This is a genomic window from Clostridium sp. 001, assembly GCF_019056555.1.
GTDB classification, from domain to species: Bacteria; Bacillota; Clostridia; order Clostridiales; family Clostridiaceae; genus Clostridium_B; species Clostridium_B ragsdalei.
On record NZ_CP020473.1, the window covers coordinates 3,362,824 to 3,378,664 of the forward strand.

Below are 15,841 nucleotides of genomic sequence, written 5' to 3' on the forward strand. Positions count from 1 at the left end.
TCTTTGCTATTAATTTTTATGTGAATACCAAGAAATTTAAGGAGTGTGAAATATATGGACGAATTAGAAAAAAGAAAAATAGAATTACGAAATCATAAAGGAAAGATGGTTAGACACTTTAAAAATAAAAATTACTTAATATTAGATTTTGCAACACATACTGAGACAGAAGAAGAATTAGTTATATATAAAGCTCTTTACGGTAACTGCGGTGTATTCGCAAGACCAATAGACATGTTTGTTAGTGAAGTAGATCATGAAAAGTATCCTGAAGTAAGCCAAAAGTGGAGATTTGAATTAATTAAATAGAAAAGCATTTTCATTTCTCTAATTTTATTTAGTTTTAACTTAATATGGTCACTTTAGTATAAATACTTTTAGAAATTATGACTAAATATAATTTTTATTTATTAAAAGTGAAGAAGTTGTTGCAATTTTATTAAATATGTATTAGTATATAATAAAATTAATAATTCAGATGAAGATAGTGGGAGAGTTATGGCTTTTGCCATTCACCGAAGAAGTAAATCTTTCAGGTACCTATTTAATTATAGAGATGACCGCTATTGGATGAATCCTTGGAGAGACTCTTATTGAGCACCGAAGGAGAAAGTCGCAGGGCGAAACTCTCAGGTAAAAGGACAGGGGAAAGGTAACATATCTTATAAAAAGTAATACATAATCAATTACTTCATTTGGATCTTATCTATTCCCATTTGTATCTCCAATCATAAAATATTTATATAGGAAAAGGCATTTTTAGTACATGCTTTTTAACTAAGATGGAGGGATAAAATGGATCAATTAACATCAGAAAATCAAAATTTATCGAGAGGACTAAAAAATCGTCATGTCCAATTACTTGCAATTGGAGGTGCAATTGGTACTGGATTATTTCTTGGTTCAGGCAGGTCTATTCACTTGGCTGGTCCATCTATTTTATTTGCATATACTATAACAGGAATTATTTTATTTTTTGTAATGCGTGCCCTTGGCGAATTATTGCTTTCTAATTTAAACTACCATTCTTTTGTAGAGTTTGTGTACGATTATTTAGGAGAAGGAGCAGCATTTATTACTGGATGGACATACTGGTTCTGCTGGATTTCACTTGCTATGGCCGATGTAGCTGCCACTGGACTATATGTACAATACTGGATTCCCAATATACCTCGATGGGTGCCAAGCCTTATAGTTCTTGTAATTTTACTAATTATGAACCTTACTGCGGTGAAATTGTTTGGTGAAATGGAATTCTGGTTTGCATTAATTAAAGTTGTTGCAATTTTAGCACTTATTATAGTTGGTACATTTATGATTATTAAAGGATTTTCTACAAGTGCTGGTGCATCTAGCTTTTCAAACCTTTGGAGACATGGCGGTTGGTTACCAAATGGGGTAAATGGTTTTATACTTTCATTTCAAATGGTTGTGTTTGCTTTCACTGGAATCGAATTGGTTGGTTTAACAGCTGGTGAAACTGAAAATCCAGAGCATGTTATTCCAAGGGCTATTAATAACATTCCAATTAGAATTATTATTTTCTATGTAGGAGCACTTGCTGTTATTATGGGCATATATCCATGGAACTCAATTAATCCGGCTAAAAGCCCATTTGTACAGGTATTTGCCTCAGTTGGAATTGCAGCAGCGGCAAGCATTGTAAATTTTGTTGTACTAACATCAGCTGCATCTGCTTGTAACAGTGGTATTTTCAGTACAAGCCGTATGGTTTACTCTCTTGCTCAAGAAAAAAATGCACCTGATTCAATGAAAAAATTAACTTCTAACCATATACCTTGCAATGCTGCAATATTTTCTGCAGCCGTTATATTAATTGCAGTTATTTTAAACTATATCATGCCAGGTGAAGTATTTGTACTAATTACAAGTATATCAACATTTTGCTATATATATGTTTGGGCAATTATAGTTATCTGCCACATGAAATATCGTAAAACTAAACCTGAACTTGCTGCCAAGAATAAATTTAGAATGCCACTTTATCCAATCATGAACTATATAATTCTAGCATTCTTTGCTTTTGTTATAGTTACATTGGCACTTAATAATGAAACTCGTGTAGCTCTATTTGTAACACCTGTATGGTTTATAATGCTTGGGGTGATTTACAAGATATTTAAATCAAAAAAGGAAACTGGAGAAGACAGCAAAAGAAATTTAGCATAGGTTAACATTAAAGAAATTTATTCCTAAATGTTATGAATTTAAATTTTGCAGATTTGTAAATTTGATCAACCTTCTAAATGGTTTAAGCAAATGTGTTTAATTGTAGTGACAGATTCTAAGAGTAGAAAGTAGGAATTTGCTATGCTATAATGACATAGAGGTGAATGTAATATGGATGATGAGGTGAAAGTCCCAAACCATATATATCAAATGTCTACAATAAATGCACTTGTTTCGGGACTATATGATGGCTGTGTTTCATTATCTAAACTTCTAAAAAAAGGAAATTTTGGTATAGGTACTTTTAAAGGTCTAGATGGTGAACTAACTCTCTTAAATGGAACTTTTTATAGGACTAAACCTGATGGCAGTGTATACGTATGTTCCAAAAACGTATCCGTTCCTTTTGCTGTAGTCACTGAAATGGAGAATTATAACACTTATAATATTCAAAATTGTACTTCTTATGAAGATATAAGAAAAGAATTGGACAGCTTTATAGAAAGTAAAAATATATTTTATGCTTTCTATATGGAAGGTAAATTTAATTATGTAAAAACACGTACTGTTGTAAAACAGAATATGCCTTATAAGCCTATGGCTGAAGCTGTTAAAAATCAACCTATGTTTGAATATAATGATGTTGATGGATATGTGGTTGGATTTAGATGTCCCGATTATGTTGAAGGTCTTAATGTCCCTGGATACCACTTCCATTTTATAAATAAAGATAAGAAATTTGGTGGACATGTAAGCGAATTTTCTATTGAAAGTGTAAAGGCTTATGTACAGAATTGCTCTTGCTTTAGAATGGAACTTCCTAAAAATGAAAATTTTTACAATATGGAAGTGAAAGATAGAAACGATGAGATAACAAGTGTTGAAAAATAAAGTATTGATAGAAAAAACACTAGACAGTGTTAATAACAATGTCTAGTGTTTTTCTCTTGTTCAATTTTTTCATTGAGTTCATTTAGGTAAGTCCACCTGTCCATCTTTTCTTCTAATTCTTTTTCCAGTGAATTCTTTTCAGATAAGAGATCTTCAAGAAGTGCATAATCAGATGAAGCAGCTTCCATTTCTATTTTCTTTTCAGATATAGATTTTTCTAGATTTTCAATTACCTCATCTATTTTGTCAAACTCCATTTGTTCTGCATAGGTAAATTTTAAAGGCTTTTCTTTTTGCAACCTATAATTGTTTTTAGCTGTATTGTTCTTAGTGGTTATTTTTTCTTGTGGTATTTTTGCAGTTTCGTGAAAATGGGAGTAGTTTCCTGTATATTGAGCGATTTTACCATTTCCTTCAAAAGAAAATATTTTATCAACTGTTTTGTCAAGGAAGTATCTGTCATGGGATACAGCTATAACAGTTCCTTCAAAATCATTAATATAATCCTCTAGGATTGTAAGTGTTTCTATATCCAGATCATTTGTTGGTTCGTCCAGCAAAAGTACATTAGGATAATTCATCAGTATTTTTAGAAGGTATAATCTTCTTCGTTCCCCTCCTGAAAGTTTTCCAAGGGGAGTCCATTGAACTGAAGGTTCAAATAGAAAATTTTCAAGTACAGCAGAAGCACTTATTTTTTCACCCGATGAAGTTGAGGCATATTCTGATGTCCCACGTATGTATTCAATTACCCTTTCGTTCATATCCATATCAGAAATTCCCTGAGAATAGTATCCTATTTTTACTGTTTCACCTATATCTATAGTACCGCTGTCCGGCAGAATTTTTTGAGTTAAAATATTCATAAGAGTGGATTTACCACTTCCATTAGGTCCAATAATACCTATTCTATCATTATTTAGTACGTTATAAGTGAAATTTTTAATTAATGTTTTTTCACCAAAACTTTTGCTTATGTTATCCAGGTTTATGACTTTTTTACCGATTCTTGTACTCTGAAGGCTAATATTAAGTTTTGATTTATTTAAAGATGTACCTTCTGTAGTTAATTGTTCAAATCTTTCTATTCGGGCTTTTTGTTTTGTACTTCTTGCTTTTGCACCCCTTCTTATCCAGGAAAGTTCTTTCCTTATAAGATTTTGCCTTTTTCTTTCATTGGCATTTTCAGTTTCAAGTCTTTCAGCTTTTTCTTCAAGAAAATTACTATAGTTTCCCATATAACTATAGAGTTTTCCCCTATCAAGTTCAAACATTCTATTAGTTATTTTGTCCAAAAAAAATCTATCATGGGTTACCATAAGCAGGGCACCACTTCGTTTTGTTAAGAAATCTTCTAACCATTCTATGGTTTCATCGTCAAGGTGGTTTGTAGGCTCATCAAGTATTAAAATATTTGAAGTGGTTATAAGAGCAGATGCAAGGGCTACTCTCTTTTTCTGACCTCCAGAGAGCACAGATATTTTTTCATTAAAATCATTTATTCCAAGTTTGGTTAAAATAGTTTTAGCCTGACTTTCAATTTCCCACACATTTTGTGCATCCATTTTGGAATTTAAGATTCCAATTTTAGCTTGAAGACTCTTGTCTTCTGGATTTTTTTCAATAAGCTTAAGAGTTTTTTCATATTCTCGTAAAAGGTTCATAACAGGAGAAGTGCCCCTAAAAATCTGCTCAAGAACTGTTAGATTACTGCTTGTAAAATCAGAATTTTGGGGAAGGTATCCTATAGAAGCTTCCTTTGATTTAGTAATTTTACCTCCATCTGAAGTTTCACATCCTGCAATTACCTTTAAAAGTGTAGATTTTCCTGTACCATTTACACCTATAACACCTATTTTATCTCCTTCATTTATACCTAGACATATATTTTTAAATAATATTTTTTCACTGTAACTTTTACTTATATTTTCTGCAGTTAACAAGTTCATTTTTTTACACATCCTTTATTTTATCATATCATGTATTTGCGCTAGACCCAAATATAAAAAATTCCAATAGATTTAGTTTATATAAATTAAATCTATTGGAATTTTTTTTATAAATAGGATTTTATAGCATCTCTCCATACTTTATAGCCTTTCCCATTTACATGCAATCCGCCTATAGTGTATTCCTTATAAAGTTTGTTTTGGTTTGGCAGAGTAAAGAGGGGATACAGATTTATATATTGTACATTTGAGTTTTTACAAAGGTTATTTAAGGATGCATTTAAATTTATTATCTGATTATCTTTTGTTCTGGTTTTATATATATCTTTATTTATAGGAAGAACACTTTCTACATATATTAAAGTGTTAGGAGAATCAGTTTTTATATTTTGTAGTATCCTGGAATAATTTTTAATAATCACTCCTATAGATAATCCTTTGTCAATGTCATTTATTCCAAGCATAATAAAAACTTTTCGGGGTTTTAATTTTGTAATTTCACTTAATCTGTTTAAAGCTCCAGAAGTAGTATCAGAACTAATACCGCGGTTTAATATATCAGGATTATCTAATAGCTCATTCCACTGCCCAATATCTGTAAGACTGTCTCCTAAAAATACTATTTTACCTTGTTCTCTGTATGAATTTACATAAGTTGTAACCTTTTCAATGTAATACTCAGAATAAATTTTGGGATCCAAATTTATATTTTTCAGTATATCTGTATCTTCAGAGATGACAGTATTGCTTGAAAAACTTGTGGTTTGAGGTGGTGGAGAATTTAAGGATGATTTTAAACAATTATTTGAATACAATATAATTGAAAATATTGCTATGGTACTTGTTATTAGTAACAGCTTTTGTAAATTTTTAGTTTGCATGGACATCCTCCTTAAATTTTAAAATATATATATCTATCTTTACTTATTATGATAAAAAGTATGTAGGATAAATCCTGAGTAAAGGTAAAATTAAGTTAAAAGTTAATACAATATTAAGAAACTAAACAATTATTTAATATATGTGACATATTGCTGTCACATCAATTGTATAAAATAATAAATGTACTTAGGTAAAGTTTAATAATAGTAAAATAATAGTCCCCTCTATTATTCAAATAGGCACTGATAATTGGCAGTGCTTATTTTTTGTGAATAAATTGTATTTAATTAAAAACATTGGTACAATTGGATATAAGATTATAATAACAAAATTATATTTTAGAAAGGTTGTAATGTTTTATGAACCCAGTAGCATTTTCTATTAATGGCTTTCAAATAAGATGGTATGGTATAATGATAGCTTTAGGAGTTATGGCAGCACTTTTTTTAGCTAAATTCAATTGTAAAAACAAAAACTACAATTTTGATAATATAGTAGATACTTTTTTAATATCTTTTCCCTTTGCTATAATAGGAGCTAGGGCCTATTATGTTATTTTTCAGTTTCAAGATTATAAGGATAATATTATAGATGTGTTCAATATAAGGCTGGGAGGTCTTGCTATTCATGGAGGACTTATATTTGGGCTTACAGCTGCGTACATATATACCAGACATAAAAAAATAGATTTTATAAAATTAGCTGATTGTGTAGCACCTTCTATAATACTTGCTCAGGCAATAGGAAGGTGGGGGAACTTTTTTAATGGAGAGGCTCATGGTGGACCTGTAAGTTATCAATTTATAAGTAAATTTCCGTTGTTTATACAAAAGGGAATGTTTATAGATGGAACTTATTATCACCCTACATTTTTGTATGAATCTCTGTGGAATTTAACTGTGTGTATAATTCTCGTATATATTTTGAGAAGAAAGCATGATAGAGGTTTTGTAATAGCAGCATACATAGGTTTGTACTCATTAGGAAGATTTTTTATAGAAGGACTTAGAACTGACAGTTTAATGCTTGGAAGTATAAGAATAGCACAGTTAGTTAGTCTTACAGGAGTTATATTTAGCATAGGCTTTTTCATATATTTAAAGCACAAGAAAAATACAAACTCATTATAGATATTTATCACTGAAGTTTACTTATAATCGGTCATATGCTGACAAATTTCATCACCATAAAAACTTTTAATAAGTCTAAAACTTGTATTTTGAAAATCTAAAGGGACTTAGATAAACTCGTACCTCAAACATATCTAAGTCCCTAAGATTTTCTGAAATACAAGTTAAGACTTATAAAAAAAGTTTTTAAACGTGATTTCAATTTTGTCAGCATATTTCCCAAGTATAAGTAAACTTTTAGTCATAAATTCTATTTTAGACGTTTAACATTTACTGTATTATAAAGATACATTCTAACTTAAAAATAAGATTATGCGCAAATATATTTTTTACAATAATGAAGCACATTTAAATATTTTGTATATAAGTCTTAGTAAAAAGTTTTTGAAAACTTAGGACCTTTGAATTGTTTGAGGTACGAGTTTTCAAAAGTCCTTAGTTTTTTCAAAATGTTTTACTTAGACTTATCAAAATATTTAACGAGCTGAATGGTGTAAAAAACATTCGGAGCATAATCTTATTTTTGTTTAGAATATTTATTTTTGATTTACAGGTTTTATTCTGTCAATGTTAGATTCAGTTTTTTGGTACTTCCGTTTCTGTTTACTACAATTTCCACTGTATCTCCAGATTTGTGAGTAGCTTTTATATCATTTATTTCACTTATAGACTTTACAGATTTACCGTCAAATTTTTGAATAACATCTCCAACCTTAAGTCCACATTTTTCTGCGGCACTAAATTCTTGCACTTCTGCTACATATACACCTTCAGGTACATTATATGCTTGGGAAAGCTGTGAATTTATATCTCTACCTGCAATACCTATCTTTAAAATAGGTTTCAAAAGACCGCTTAATTTAGGTTTTACAGTGTCTATTGGTATTGCAAATCCAATTCCTTCTACTCCACTTCCACCTATTTTAGCAGAATTTATACCTATTACTTGACCTGCAGAATTTACAAGTGCACCGCCGCTGTTCCCTGGGTTTATGGCAGCATCTGTTTGAAGATAGGACTGAGTAGTATTGCCAACACTAATTTGTCTGTTTGTTGCACTTATAACACCAGTAGTTACAGTACCTAATAATTCTTTACCAAGAGGATTTCCTATAGCTACTACAGAATCACCTACCTGAAGATTCTTTGAATCACCTAATTCTGCTACAGCTGGCATTTTTTCATTGGTAGTTACTTTAATTATGGCTAGATCCAGGCCTGCATCATAATTTACTACTTTTGCAGTTACTTCTTTTTTATTGTTAAATATTACACTTACTTTTTCAGCAGACTCTATAACATGATAATTTGTAAGTATATATCCATCCTCATTTATTATTATACCTGAGCCCATGCCATCATCCTGGCTGTCACTACTGCCTCCGTTTGATTGACTTTCATTAGATTGGCTGTTACCAGAAAATCCAAATATGTCGGATGACTGTGAAGCAGTTTTTATAGATACTCCAACTACAGCAGGACCTACTTTCTTTGCTATTTCAGATACAGTAAGGCCACCTTTCGCAGTTGATATAGGGGAAGCATTTATAGTAGAAGATTTTTCACTTCCTGTATTTTGAAAAGCTAGATTTTGATATAATGGGGTGCTCTTAAACATACCTAATTTTGGTACGAAATATAAGGCACCTGCAATTGAAATACTTCCACCTAATATACTGCATATTAATCCTACAGCTATATAAGACATAAATTTTTTACTTCTTTTAAGGTTGTCTTTGAACTTAGTTTTTAAACTTATTTTTGAAGTATCATATTCGTTGTTGAAATTACCCATGTAAGTACCTCCTTATAATAATATCTTAACTCAACTTTCGCATATATAAAATTTTCACTTAATATAAAAACTTTGCGAAGCAATATTTTTAATTAATAGTTAAGAATGAAGAATTAATAGTTAATGTGGATTTTTTTTCGCTACACTACAAAAAATCTTTAATTAAAAAATTTTTGAAGGCTCGTTTTGCTAAAGCAAAACATTACTAAGCACTGACTTATATAAATTTAAATATTTTTTGCGATAGCTAAAAATCATCCTTCACTATTAATTTTTCATTATTAATTCTTAACTTGCGAAGCCTTGCTTCGCAATATTATTAAACTGCAAAAGTTGAATCTCTTAATTATTTATTTTATGTATATATAGTATAGTTGTTTTGTTACAGTTGTATGACAGAAGTGTTAATGAGTTGTGACAATTTTGCTTGAAATTTTACTAAAGAGTATTGACAATACTTATTTATTATTATAACATAGGTTGTGCAATTAATTAGGAGGCTAACTAAATGGAAAGCAAAGTAAAATGTGAACCCTGTGATAAATTTATAACATATTGGCTTAGGGTAATTTATAGAAATATGACAAATTTACATAATAGTAAACTTGCTAAATATGGTTTGACTACATCACAAGTAGGAGTACTTGTACACTTATGGATAGAAGATGGGTTAACTCAGAAGGAAATAGCCGAAGAACTTCAATTAAGACCAGCTTCCATTACAGGGCTTGTAAATACTTTAGTATCAAAGGGATGGATAGATAGAAGAGAGGACACTAAAGATGCTAGAATAAATAGAATTTATCTTACAGAAGAAGGAAAAAACATAAGGATTAAATGTATGTCAGCAAATGATGAAATAGAGGAAATATTAAGTAACGGGTTTTCAAAAGAAGAAAAGGAGCTCATGCTTTGCTGACTGAAAAAATTGAATAAGAATTTATTGTAGGACAGCCTAAAATATTTAGGCTATTAACTATTTCTATAGGAGGAATTAATTTGGAACGATCGGTAAAATTAAGAGATGAAAAGGTTGGTAAATTACTATTGGAATTTTCTATACCAGCTATAATTGGCATGCTAGTTAACTCACTTTATATTGTAATAGACAGGATATTTATAGGAAGAGTTGTTGGAGCTATGGCTATATCAGGTGTAAGTTTGACTTTCCCTATATCCATACTTATAATGGCTTTTGGTATGCTTGTAGGAATAGGTGCTGCAGCAAGAATATCTATAAAACTGGGAGAAAACAATAAAGATGAAGCAGAGCACATATTAGGAAATGCATTTGTACTTTTGATTATAGTTTCTATAGCAATTACAATTTTGGGACTTATTTTTGTGGACCCTATGTTGAGGGGTTTTGGAGCTAGTGATAACACGATAGGTTATGCTAGGCAGTTTATAACTATTTTAATTTCTGTTTCTATATTTCAAACTGTAGGTTTTGGATTAAATAATGTAATACGTTCAGAAGGCGATCCTAAGACGGCAATGAATACAATGCTTATAGGTGGTATATGTAATATAATATTGGACTTCCTATTTATATATATACTTCATTTTGGAATAAGAGGAGCGGCTATAGCTACTTCAATTTCCCAAGGTATAAATATGATATGGGTACTTTATTATTTCTTAAAGGGAAATAGTATGCTTAGAATAAAAAAGAAGTATCTTCGTTTAAATAAAGATATAGTTACAAGTATTTTTTCCATAGGAATGTCTCCCTTTGCAATGCAGATTGCTGCAAGTTTAGTAAATGTGATATTGAACAAGAGCTTAGGAATATATGGCGGGGATTTAGCTATAGGTGCTATGGGCATAATAAATGGTATAGCTACTATTATACTTATGCCTATATTTGGAATAAATCAAGGGTCACAGCCAGTAATTGGATTTAATTATGGAGCTAGATTGCATAGACGTGTAAAGAAAGCATTACTACTTGCAATTACAGCCGCAACTGTTATATCTGCTGCAGGAGGAATTGCAGTTCAAATTTTCCCTACAGCTTTAGTAAATATGTTTAATAAGTCTGATATGAATTTGACTAATATAACTGTAAATGGAATAAAAATATTTATGGTTATGTTTCCTATAATAGGATTTCAAATAGTAAGCTCTAACTTTTTTCAAGCTATAGGAAAAGCTAAAATATCTATGTTTTTAGCACTTTTAAGACAGGTAATAGTTCTTATTCCTATGCTTCTTATACTCCCAAGAATATTTAAGCTAAATGGAGTGTGGATGGCAGCTCCTGTATCCGATGCTGTAGCTTCCATATTGACGGCTTTGTTTTTATATTTTGAAATTAAGAAGTTAAATTTAAATGCAAAAGAAAATGTGCATTCACCAGAAGTATCTGCAGAATGCGCAAAGTAATCAATTTACAGTAATTGTGCATTGTGAACTGTGAATTGTGAATTAAAAAAAGAGGTATGGTATGCATAAGTGGCGTGATTCATCTATACTTGGAGAAATGTATGAAAAATCAATGGAAAAGGAAGAGAGAAAACGGAAGGGGAGTTTTTATACTCCCCATTATATAGTTGACTATATAGTGAAGAACATTATGTCAAATTTAGATCTTGAAAAAAATCCTTGTATAAAAGTATTAGATCCTTCTTGTGGAAGTGGATATTTTCTAGTAAGAGTATATGAGATTTTAATGGAAAAGTTCAGTGAAAATTTAGATCACATTAGAAATACTTTTAAAGATAAAACTTATACCATTGAAACTGAAGATGGATTAAAGAGAATAGATGGGGTTCACTATTGGCAGCAGGAAAATTTAAGTTTTCATATATTAAAGAAGTGTATATATGGCGCAGATATAGACAGTACAGCTGTAGGACTTACAAAAATTAATTTAAGTAAAGTTAGCGGCATAAACATTAACATAGAGGACAATATCATATGCTGCAACAGTCTTATAAAGTGGAATGAAATTGATAATATAGAAGAATATAAGAAATCTAATATTCAATCTGTTGTTAAGTTTTGGAACAGAAAATATGATTATGTACTGGGGAATCCTCCCTGGGTATCTTTAAGTCGAAAGAATAAGATGAATATAGAGGATGGATTATTACAGTATTATAGTGAAAATTATAATGGAAATACATATTTACCTAATTTGTATGAGTATTTTATAAAAAGGTCTATGGAAATATTAAAATCTGGAGGAAGATTTGGATTTGTAGTTCCTGATAGGCTGTCCCGAAATCTTCAATACAGTGAACTTAGAAAGAGTTTACTTGAAAAGTACACCATATTAAATCTTGTGTTTGAGATAGATTTTCCGGAAATAAACACAGATTCTATGATTATAATAGCAGAAAATAAACATAAAAAAGTAAATAAAATAAAAATAGATATTTATAAGAAGAGGACATATGAAATGTATCAGCATGAATATCTGAGAAATTCAAAATTTAAGTTTACATATTGTTGTTATAATCAAAACTTAAACATAAAGGATTGTATAGAGAAAAATAGTAGCAAATTAGAAAGCATTTGCAAGACTTTTACAGGATTTATAGGTTATAGTAAAAAAATAACCCCTGTTAAAAAAAATGAACATCAGGTTGAAGTATTAAAAGGGGAAAACATAAAAAAATTTAAAGTTTTAAACAATTACTATTATGATTTTGTACCTGAAAACATAATAGGTGGAACTAAAAATATAGAAAAGCTTACTTTTAAGAATAAATTAGTAATAAGGAAAACTGGAAAAAATTTAATAGCAGCTTTGGATGATAAGGGACGTATAATAGAACAATCCCTATATGGAATAATAAGTACAAATGAGGAATTTTCACCCCAGTATATTTTGGCAATATTGAATTCGGAGCTAATTCAGTGGTATTATTTAAATTTTTTAATTACCAACTCTAATTCTATTCCACAAATTAAAAAATGTAATTTAGATGAAATACCAATAAGGCACTGCAGCAGACAAACTAAAGAAGATATAGAAAAATTAGTTTACAAAATTATGGATGATAATGATGAAAGAAATATGTTGAAGAAAATATTAGATGATGAGATATTTGAATTATATAATATTGATCATAATTATAGAAGTATTATATTAAGTGATATTGAAAAAAATTAACTCAACTTTTGCAGTTTAAAAATATTGCGAAGCAAAGCTTCACAAGTTAAGAATTAATAATGAAAAATTAATAGTGAAGGATGATTTTTAGCTGTCGCAAAAAATCTTTAAATTTATATAACTAATCAATATTTCGCTTTAGCGAAATGAGTGATGAAAAGCTTAATCAAAGATTTTTTGTAGTGTAACGGAAAAAAATTCACATTAACTATTAATTCTTCATTCTTAACTATTAATTAAAAATTTTATATGTGCTGTTTCACATTCTGCATACAAAAAAGTACTTGATTTTTAGCTATGTTCTCCCTAATATAATTATTAAGGATGGTGAAGAATATGAAAAATTTTAAGCTTTAATGTATTTCAGATTTGATAAGTATCCAAATAAAATAGTTGATAAGGGGGGACAATTTATGATTACATTATTTGGCATTTTGTTTGCAATTTTTGCTATATATATTGTATTTTCTTTGTTAGGGATTATAGTACTTCCACTTGTAGGCATAGTTATATTTCTAGCTTTTATAATGGCCATTATAGGATTTGCTTTTAAAATAGTATTTTCACTACCTTTTTTAATATTCGTTGTTATACTTGGATTTTTACATTTTAGCAAGAGATAGTTTATAAAAATGTTGACTTATTATGAACAAGATGATAATATAAAAACGTACATTAAATAATTTTTTTAACAGAACATTCGTATAATCTTGATAATATGGTTCAAGAGTATCTACCAAGGTACCAAAAATCCTTGACTATGGGTGAATTCCGTGAAAATGGTATTTTTTTAGCTATTTTCTAACTTGAATTATCCTATAATTCATGTTAGAAATTTTTTAATTTTGGAGGGAATTACATGAATGTTGAAAAAGCGAACAAAAATGACGGTGGCAATTTATCTTTTTTAGAATCATTTTTTAAATTGCCGGAAAACAATACTACTGTAAGGACGGAGATTTTAGCAGGGGTTACTACTTTTATTACTATGGCCTATATAATCTTTGTAAATCCAACTATACTTATGCAGGCAGGAATGAATGTACATGGGCTTATGGGAGATGCAGCGGTTAAAGCTGGGTTATCTGCAATAAACGATCCTATTGTAGGCTCTATATTTACGGCAACTTGTATAGCAGCGGCTGTTGGAACTTTCATAATGGCACTTTACGCAAATTTACCTTTTGCACAGGCACCAGGAATGGGACTTAATGCATTTTTTACTTACAGTGTTTGCTTAGGTATGCACTATACATGGCATCAAGCACTGGCAGCAGTTTTAGTTTCAGGAATAATTTTTATTATAATAACGGTAACTTCTATAAGAGAAAAAATTGTAGATGCTCTTCCATTTAACTTAAAACTTGCTATATCAGGAGGTATCGGACTTTTTATAGCTCTTATAGGATTAAAAAATGCAGGAATTGTAATATCAGATCCTTCTACGCTGGTTGCTTTTGGAAAACTAACTAGTGCACCTGTTTTGCTATCAATTATAGGTATTTTAATTACAGTTATACTTATGGCAAGAAATGTTAAAGGATCAATTTTAATAGGAATAATATTAACTACTATAGTTGGTATACCTTTAGGAGTGACACACCTTACAGGAATAAAAGTTGTAAGTGCACCACCATCACTTGCACCTACATTCTTTGCTTTTGATTTTAAAGGCCTTTTAGGAATTGGAAAAGCAGGTGTAGTTGGAGGTTTAACTAGCATAATTATGGTAGTCATAACATTTACTTTAGTAGATTTGTTTGATACTATAGGAACACTTGTTGGAACAGCTGAAAAAGCTGGTATGGTTGATGAAAATGGAAGAGTTAAAAATATGCACAAAGCTCTTTTTGCAGATTCCCTTGCAACTACTATTGGTTCAATGCTAGGAACAAGTACTGTTAATACATATGTAGAATCTACTTCAGGTGTATCTGCAGGAGGTAGGACAGGACTTACATCATGTGTTGTTGGAATATTATTTATACTTTCATTATTCTTTAGTGGACTAGTCGGAATAGTTCCTACCCAAGCTACAGCTCCAGCACTTATAATTGTAGGGGCACTTATGATTGGAGTAGTTACTAAAATAGACTTTAGTGATTTTACAGAAGGACTTCCAGCTTTCTTTGCTATAGCATTTATGCCTTTTAGTTACAGTATAGCAAATGGTATAGCAGCAGCAATAATATTTTATCCAATAGTTAAAATAGTTACAGGAAAATATAAGGAAGTTCATCCAATAGTATATGTACTTGCAGCTTTATTTATATTTAGATTTGCTATGCTTTCATAATTAGAGATAAAAAATAACTGGTTAGAAAATTTATTTTCTAACCAGTTATTTTTTTTAATTAATAGTTAAGAATGAAGAATTAATAGTTAATGTGGATTTTTTTACGTTACACTACAAAAAATGTTCGATTAAGCTTTTTATCACTCGTTTCACTAAAGCCAAACATTACTGATTCATATAAATTTAAAGATTTTTTGCGACAGCTAAAAATCATCCTTCACTATTAATTTTTCATTATTAATTCTTAACTTGCGAAGCTTTGATTCGCATTATTTTTATATATTGTATTGTCTTTAGTCTACAAAACTATTCCAGTAATTTGAATAATCAATTGCTACAGGTGATATATTGGAGTATTTTACATCATAGTGTTCAGCTAATGCATTTATGAATTCTTTTGCAGGCATTCCGGATTTTTCTATTAAACCTTCAATTTGTTTTTGTAAGTCCTCTGGTATTTTAGAAAAACAGTAGGTAGTATTCATTTTAACAAATCCCCCTTATAATATAGTACTAACATTTAATATATTATATGATATATAACTTTTTAAGTGTAATATATACGCTGAATCTCTACTTTTAGTA

13 protein-coding genes and 2 riboswitches are annotated in these 15,841 nt (G+C 29.9%); of the genes, 9 read left to right on the top strand and 4 right to left on the bottom strand.

Translation table 11 applies throughout. The annotated features are described in order from the left end of the window. Positions 1-54 precede the first annotated feature (54 nt). From B5S50_RS15700 to budA, 3 genes are all read left to right on the top strand, one after another. Positions 55-309 carry a DUF1653 domain-containing protein gene (locus B5S50_RS15700; protein WP_254306609.1) on the top strand — a complete coding sequence of 85 codons (255 nt, stop codon included), beginning with the start codon at positions 55-57 and terminating at the stop codon, positions 307-309. Between the two features lie 259 nt (positions 310-568). After that, positions 569-655, top strand: a riboswitch (glycine riboswitch). A gap of 140 nt (positions 656-795) precedes the next feature. Beyond that, on the top strand, positions 796-2,190 hold the full coding sequence (locus B5S50_RS15705) for an amino acid permease (protein ID WP_065077193.1): 1,395 nt from the start codon (positions 796-798) through the stop codon (positions 2,188-2,190). A gap of 171 nt (positions 2,191-2,361) precedes the next feature. Beyond that, positions 2,362-3,081: an acetolactate decarboxylase gene (gene budA, locus B5S50_RS15710; RefSeq protein WP_065077192.1), complete on the top strand. Its 720-nt coding sequence runs from the start codon at positions 2,362-2,364 to the stop codon at positions 3,079-3,081. A gap of 29 nt (positions 3,082-3,110) precedes the next feature. Here the strand turns inward: budA and B5S50_RS15715 are convergent, their stop codons facing one another. Both B5S50_RS15715 and B5S50_RS15720 read right to left on the bottom strand, forming a co-directional pair. Further along, a complete protein-coding gene (locus tag B5S50_RS15715) occupies positions 3,111-5,030 on the bottom strand; it encodes an ABC-F family ATP-binding cassette domain-containing protein (RefSeq protein ID WP_065077191.1) in 1,920 nt (639 codons plus the stop codon). Between the two features lie 107 nt (positions 5,031-5,137). Continuing rightward, positions 5,138-5,911, bottom strand: a complete 774-nt coding sequence (locus B5S50_RS15720; protein ID WP_065077190.1) for a GDSL-type esterase/lipase family protein — start codon at positions 5,909-5,911, stop codon at positions 5,138-5,140. 360 nt (positions 5,912-6,271) lie between these two features. Between B5S50_RS15720 and lgt the strand changes: the two genes are divergently transcribed. After that, positions 6,272-7,042, top strand: coding sequence for a prolipoprotein diacylglyceryl transferase (gene lgt, locus B5S50_RS15725; RefSeq protein ID WP_217302300.1), 771 nt, complete (start codon positions 6,272-6,274; stop codon positions 7,040-7,042). A 556-nt stretch (positions 7,043-7,598) separates the two neighbouring features. Here lgt and B5S50_RS15730 read toward each other — a convergent pair. Continuing rightward, complete coding sequence (locus tag B5S50_RS15730) at positions 7,599-8,837, bottom strand: S1C family serine protease (protein WP_065077188.1); 1,239 nt, start codon at positions 8,835-8,837, stop codon at positions 7,599-7,601. Positions 8,838-9,345: 508 nt separating this feature from the next. Between B5S50_RS15730 and B5S50_RS15735 the strand changes: the two genes are divergently transcribed. The 5 genes from B5S50_RS15735 (at position 9,346) to B5S50_RS15755 (ending at position 15,256) form a co-directional block, all read left to right on the top strand. Further along, positions 9,346-9,756, top strand: a complete 411-nt coding sequence (locus B5S50_RS15735; protein WP_217302301.1) for a MarR family winged helix-turn-helix transcriptional regulator — start codon at positions 9,346-9,348, stop codon at positions 9,754-9,756. A gap of 80 nt (positions 9,757-9,836) precedes the next feature. Further along, a complete protein-coding gene (locus tag B5S50_RS15740; protein ID WP_065077186.1) occupies positions 9,837-11,225 on the top strand; it encodes an MATE family efflux transporter in 1,389 nt (462 codons plus the stop codon). Between the two features lie 61 nt (positions 11,226-11,286). Further along, positions 11,287-12,960: a TaqI-like C-terminal specificity domain-containing protein gene (locus B5S50_RS15745; RefSeq protein ID WP_065077185.1), complete on the top strand. Its 1,674-nt coding sequence runs from the start codon at positions 11,287-11,289 to the stop codon at positions 12,958-12,960. A gap of 413 nt (positions 12,961-13,373) precedes the next feature. Further along, positions 13,374-13,583: a hypothetical protein gene (locus B5S50_RS15750; protein WP_065077184.1), complete on the top strand. Its 210-nt coding sequence runs from the start codon at positions 13,374-13,376 to the stop codon at positions 13,581-13,583. 57 nt (positions 13,584-13,640) lie between these two features. After that, positions 13,641-13,741, top strand: a riboswitch (purine riboswitch). A gap of 78 nt (positions 13,742-13,819) precedes the next feature. After that, positions 13,820-15,256, top strand: a complete 1,437-nt coding sequence (locus B5S50_RS15755; protein WP_065077183.1) for an NCS2 family permease — start codon at positions 13,820-13,822, stop codon at positions 15,254-15,256. A 293-nt stretch (positions 15,257-15,549) separates the two neighbouring features. Here the strand turns inward: B5S50_RS15755 and B5S50_RS15760 are convergent, their stop codons facing one another. Then, entirely contained in the window at positions 15,550-15,741 is a 192-nt protein-coding gene (locus B5S50_RS15760; RefSeq protein WP_065077182.1) for a hydrolase, read from the bottom strand. Positions 15,742-15,841 lie beyond the last annotated feature (100 nt).

What these genes read in the sequence shown, in the direction of transcription:
- B5S50_RS15700 (WP_254306609.1), top strand. Translation starts at nt 55, where the DNA reads ATGGACGAATTAGAAAAAAGAAAAATAGAATTACGAAATCATAAAGGA.
- B5S50_RS15755 (WP_065077183.1), top strand. Translation starts at nt 13,820, where the DNA reads ATGAATGTTGAAAAAGCGAACAAAAATGACGGTGGCAATTTATCTTTT.
- B5S50_RS15715 (WP_065077191.1), bottom strand. Translation starts at nt 5,030, where the DNA reads ATGAACTTGTTAACTGCAGAAAATATAAGTAAAAGTTACAGTGAAAAA.
- B5S50_RS15745 (WP_065077185.1), top strand. Translation starts at nt 11,287, where the DNA reads ATGCATAAGTGGCGTGATTCATCTATACTTGGAGAAATGTATGAAAAA.
- B5S50_RS15720 (WP_065077190.1), bottom strand. Translation starts at nt 5,911, where the DNA reads ATGCAAACTAAAAATTTACAAAAGCTGTTACTAATAACAAGTACCATA.
- B5S50_RS15705 (WP_065077193.1), top strand. Translation starts at nt 796, where the DNA reads ATGGATCAATTAACATCAGAAAATCAAAATTTATCGAGAGGACTAAAA.
- B5S50_RS15735 (WP_217302301.1), top strand. Translation starts at nt 9,346, where the DNA reads ATGGAAAGCAAAGTAAAATGTGAACCCTGTGATAAATTTATAACATAT.
- B5S50_RS15760 (WP_065077182.1), bottom strand. Translation starts at nt 15,741, where the DNA reads ATGAATACTACCTACTGTTTTTCTAAAATACCAGAGGACTTACAAAAA.
- lgt (WP_217302300.1), top strand. Translation starts at nt 6,272, where the DNA reads ATGAACCCAGTAGCATTTTCTATTAATGGCTTTCAAATAAGATGGTAT.
- B5S50_RS15750 (WP_065077184.1), top strand. Translation starts at nt 13,374, where the DNA reads ATGATTACATTATTTGGCATTTTGTTTGCAATTTTTGCTATATATATT.
- B5S50_RS15730 (WP_065077188.1), bottom strand. Translation starts at nt 8,837, where the DNA reads ATGGGTAATTTCAACAACGAATATGATACTTCAAAAATAAGTTTAAAA.
- budA (WP_065077192.1), top strand. Translation starts at nt 2,362, where the DNA reads ATGGATGATGAGGTGAAAGTCCCAAACCATATATATCAAATGTCTACA.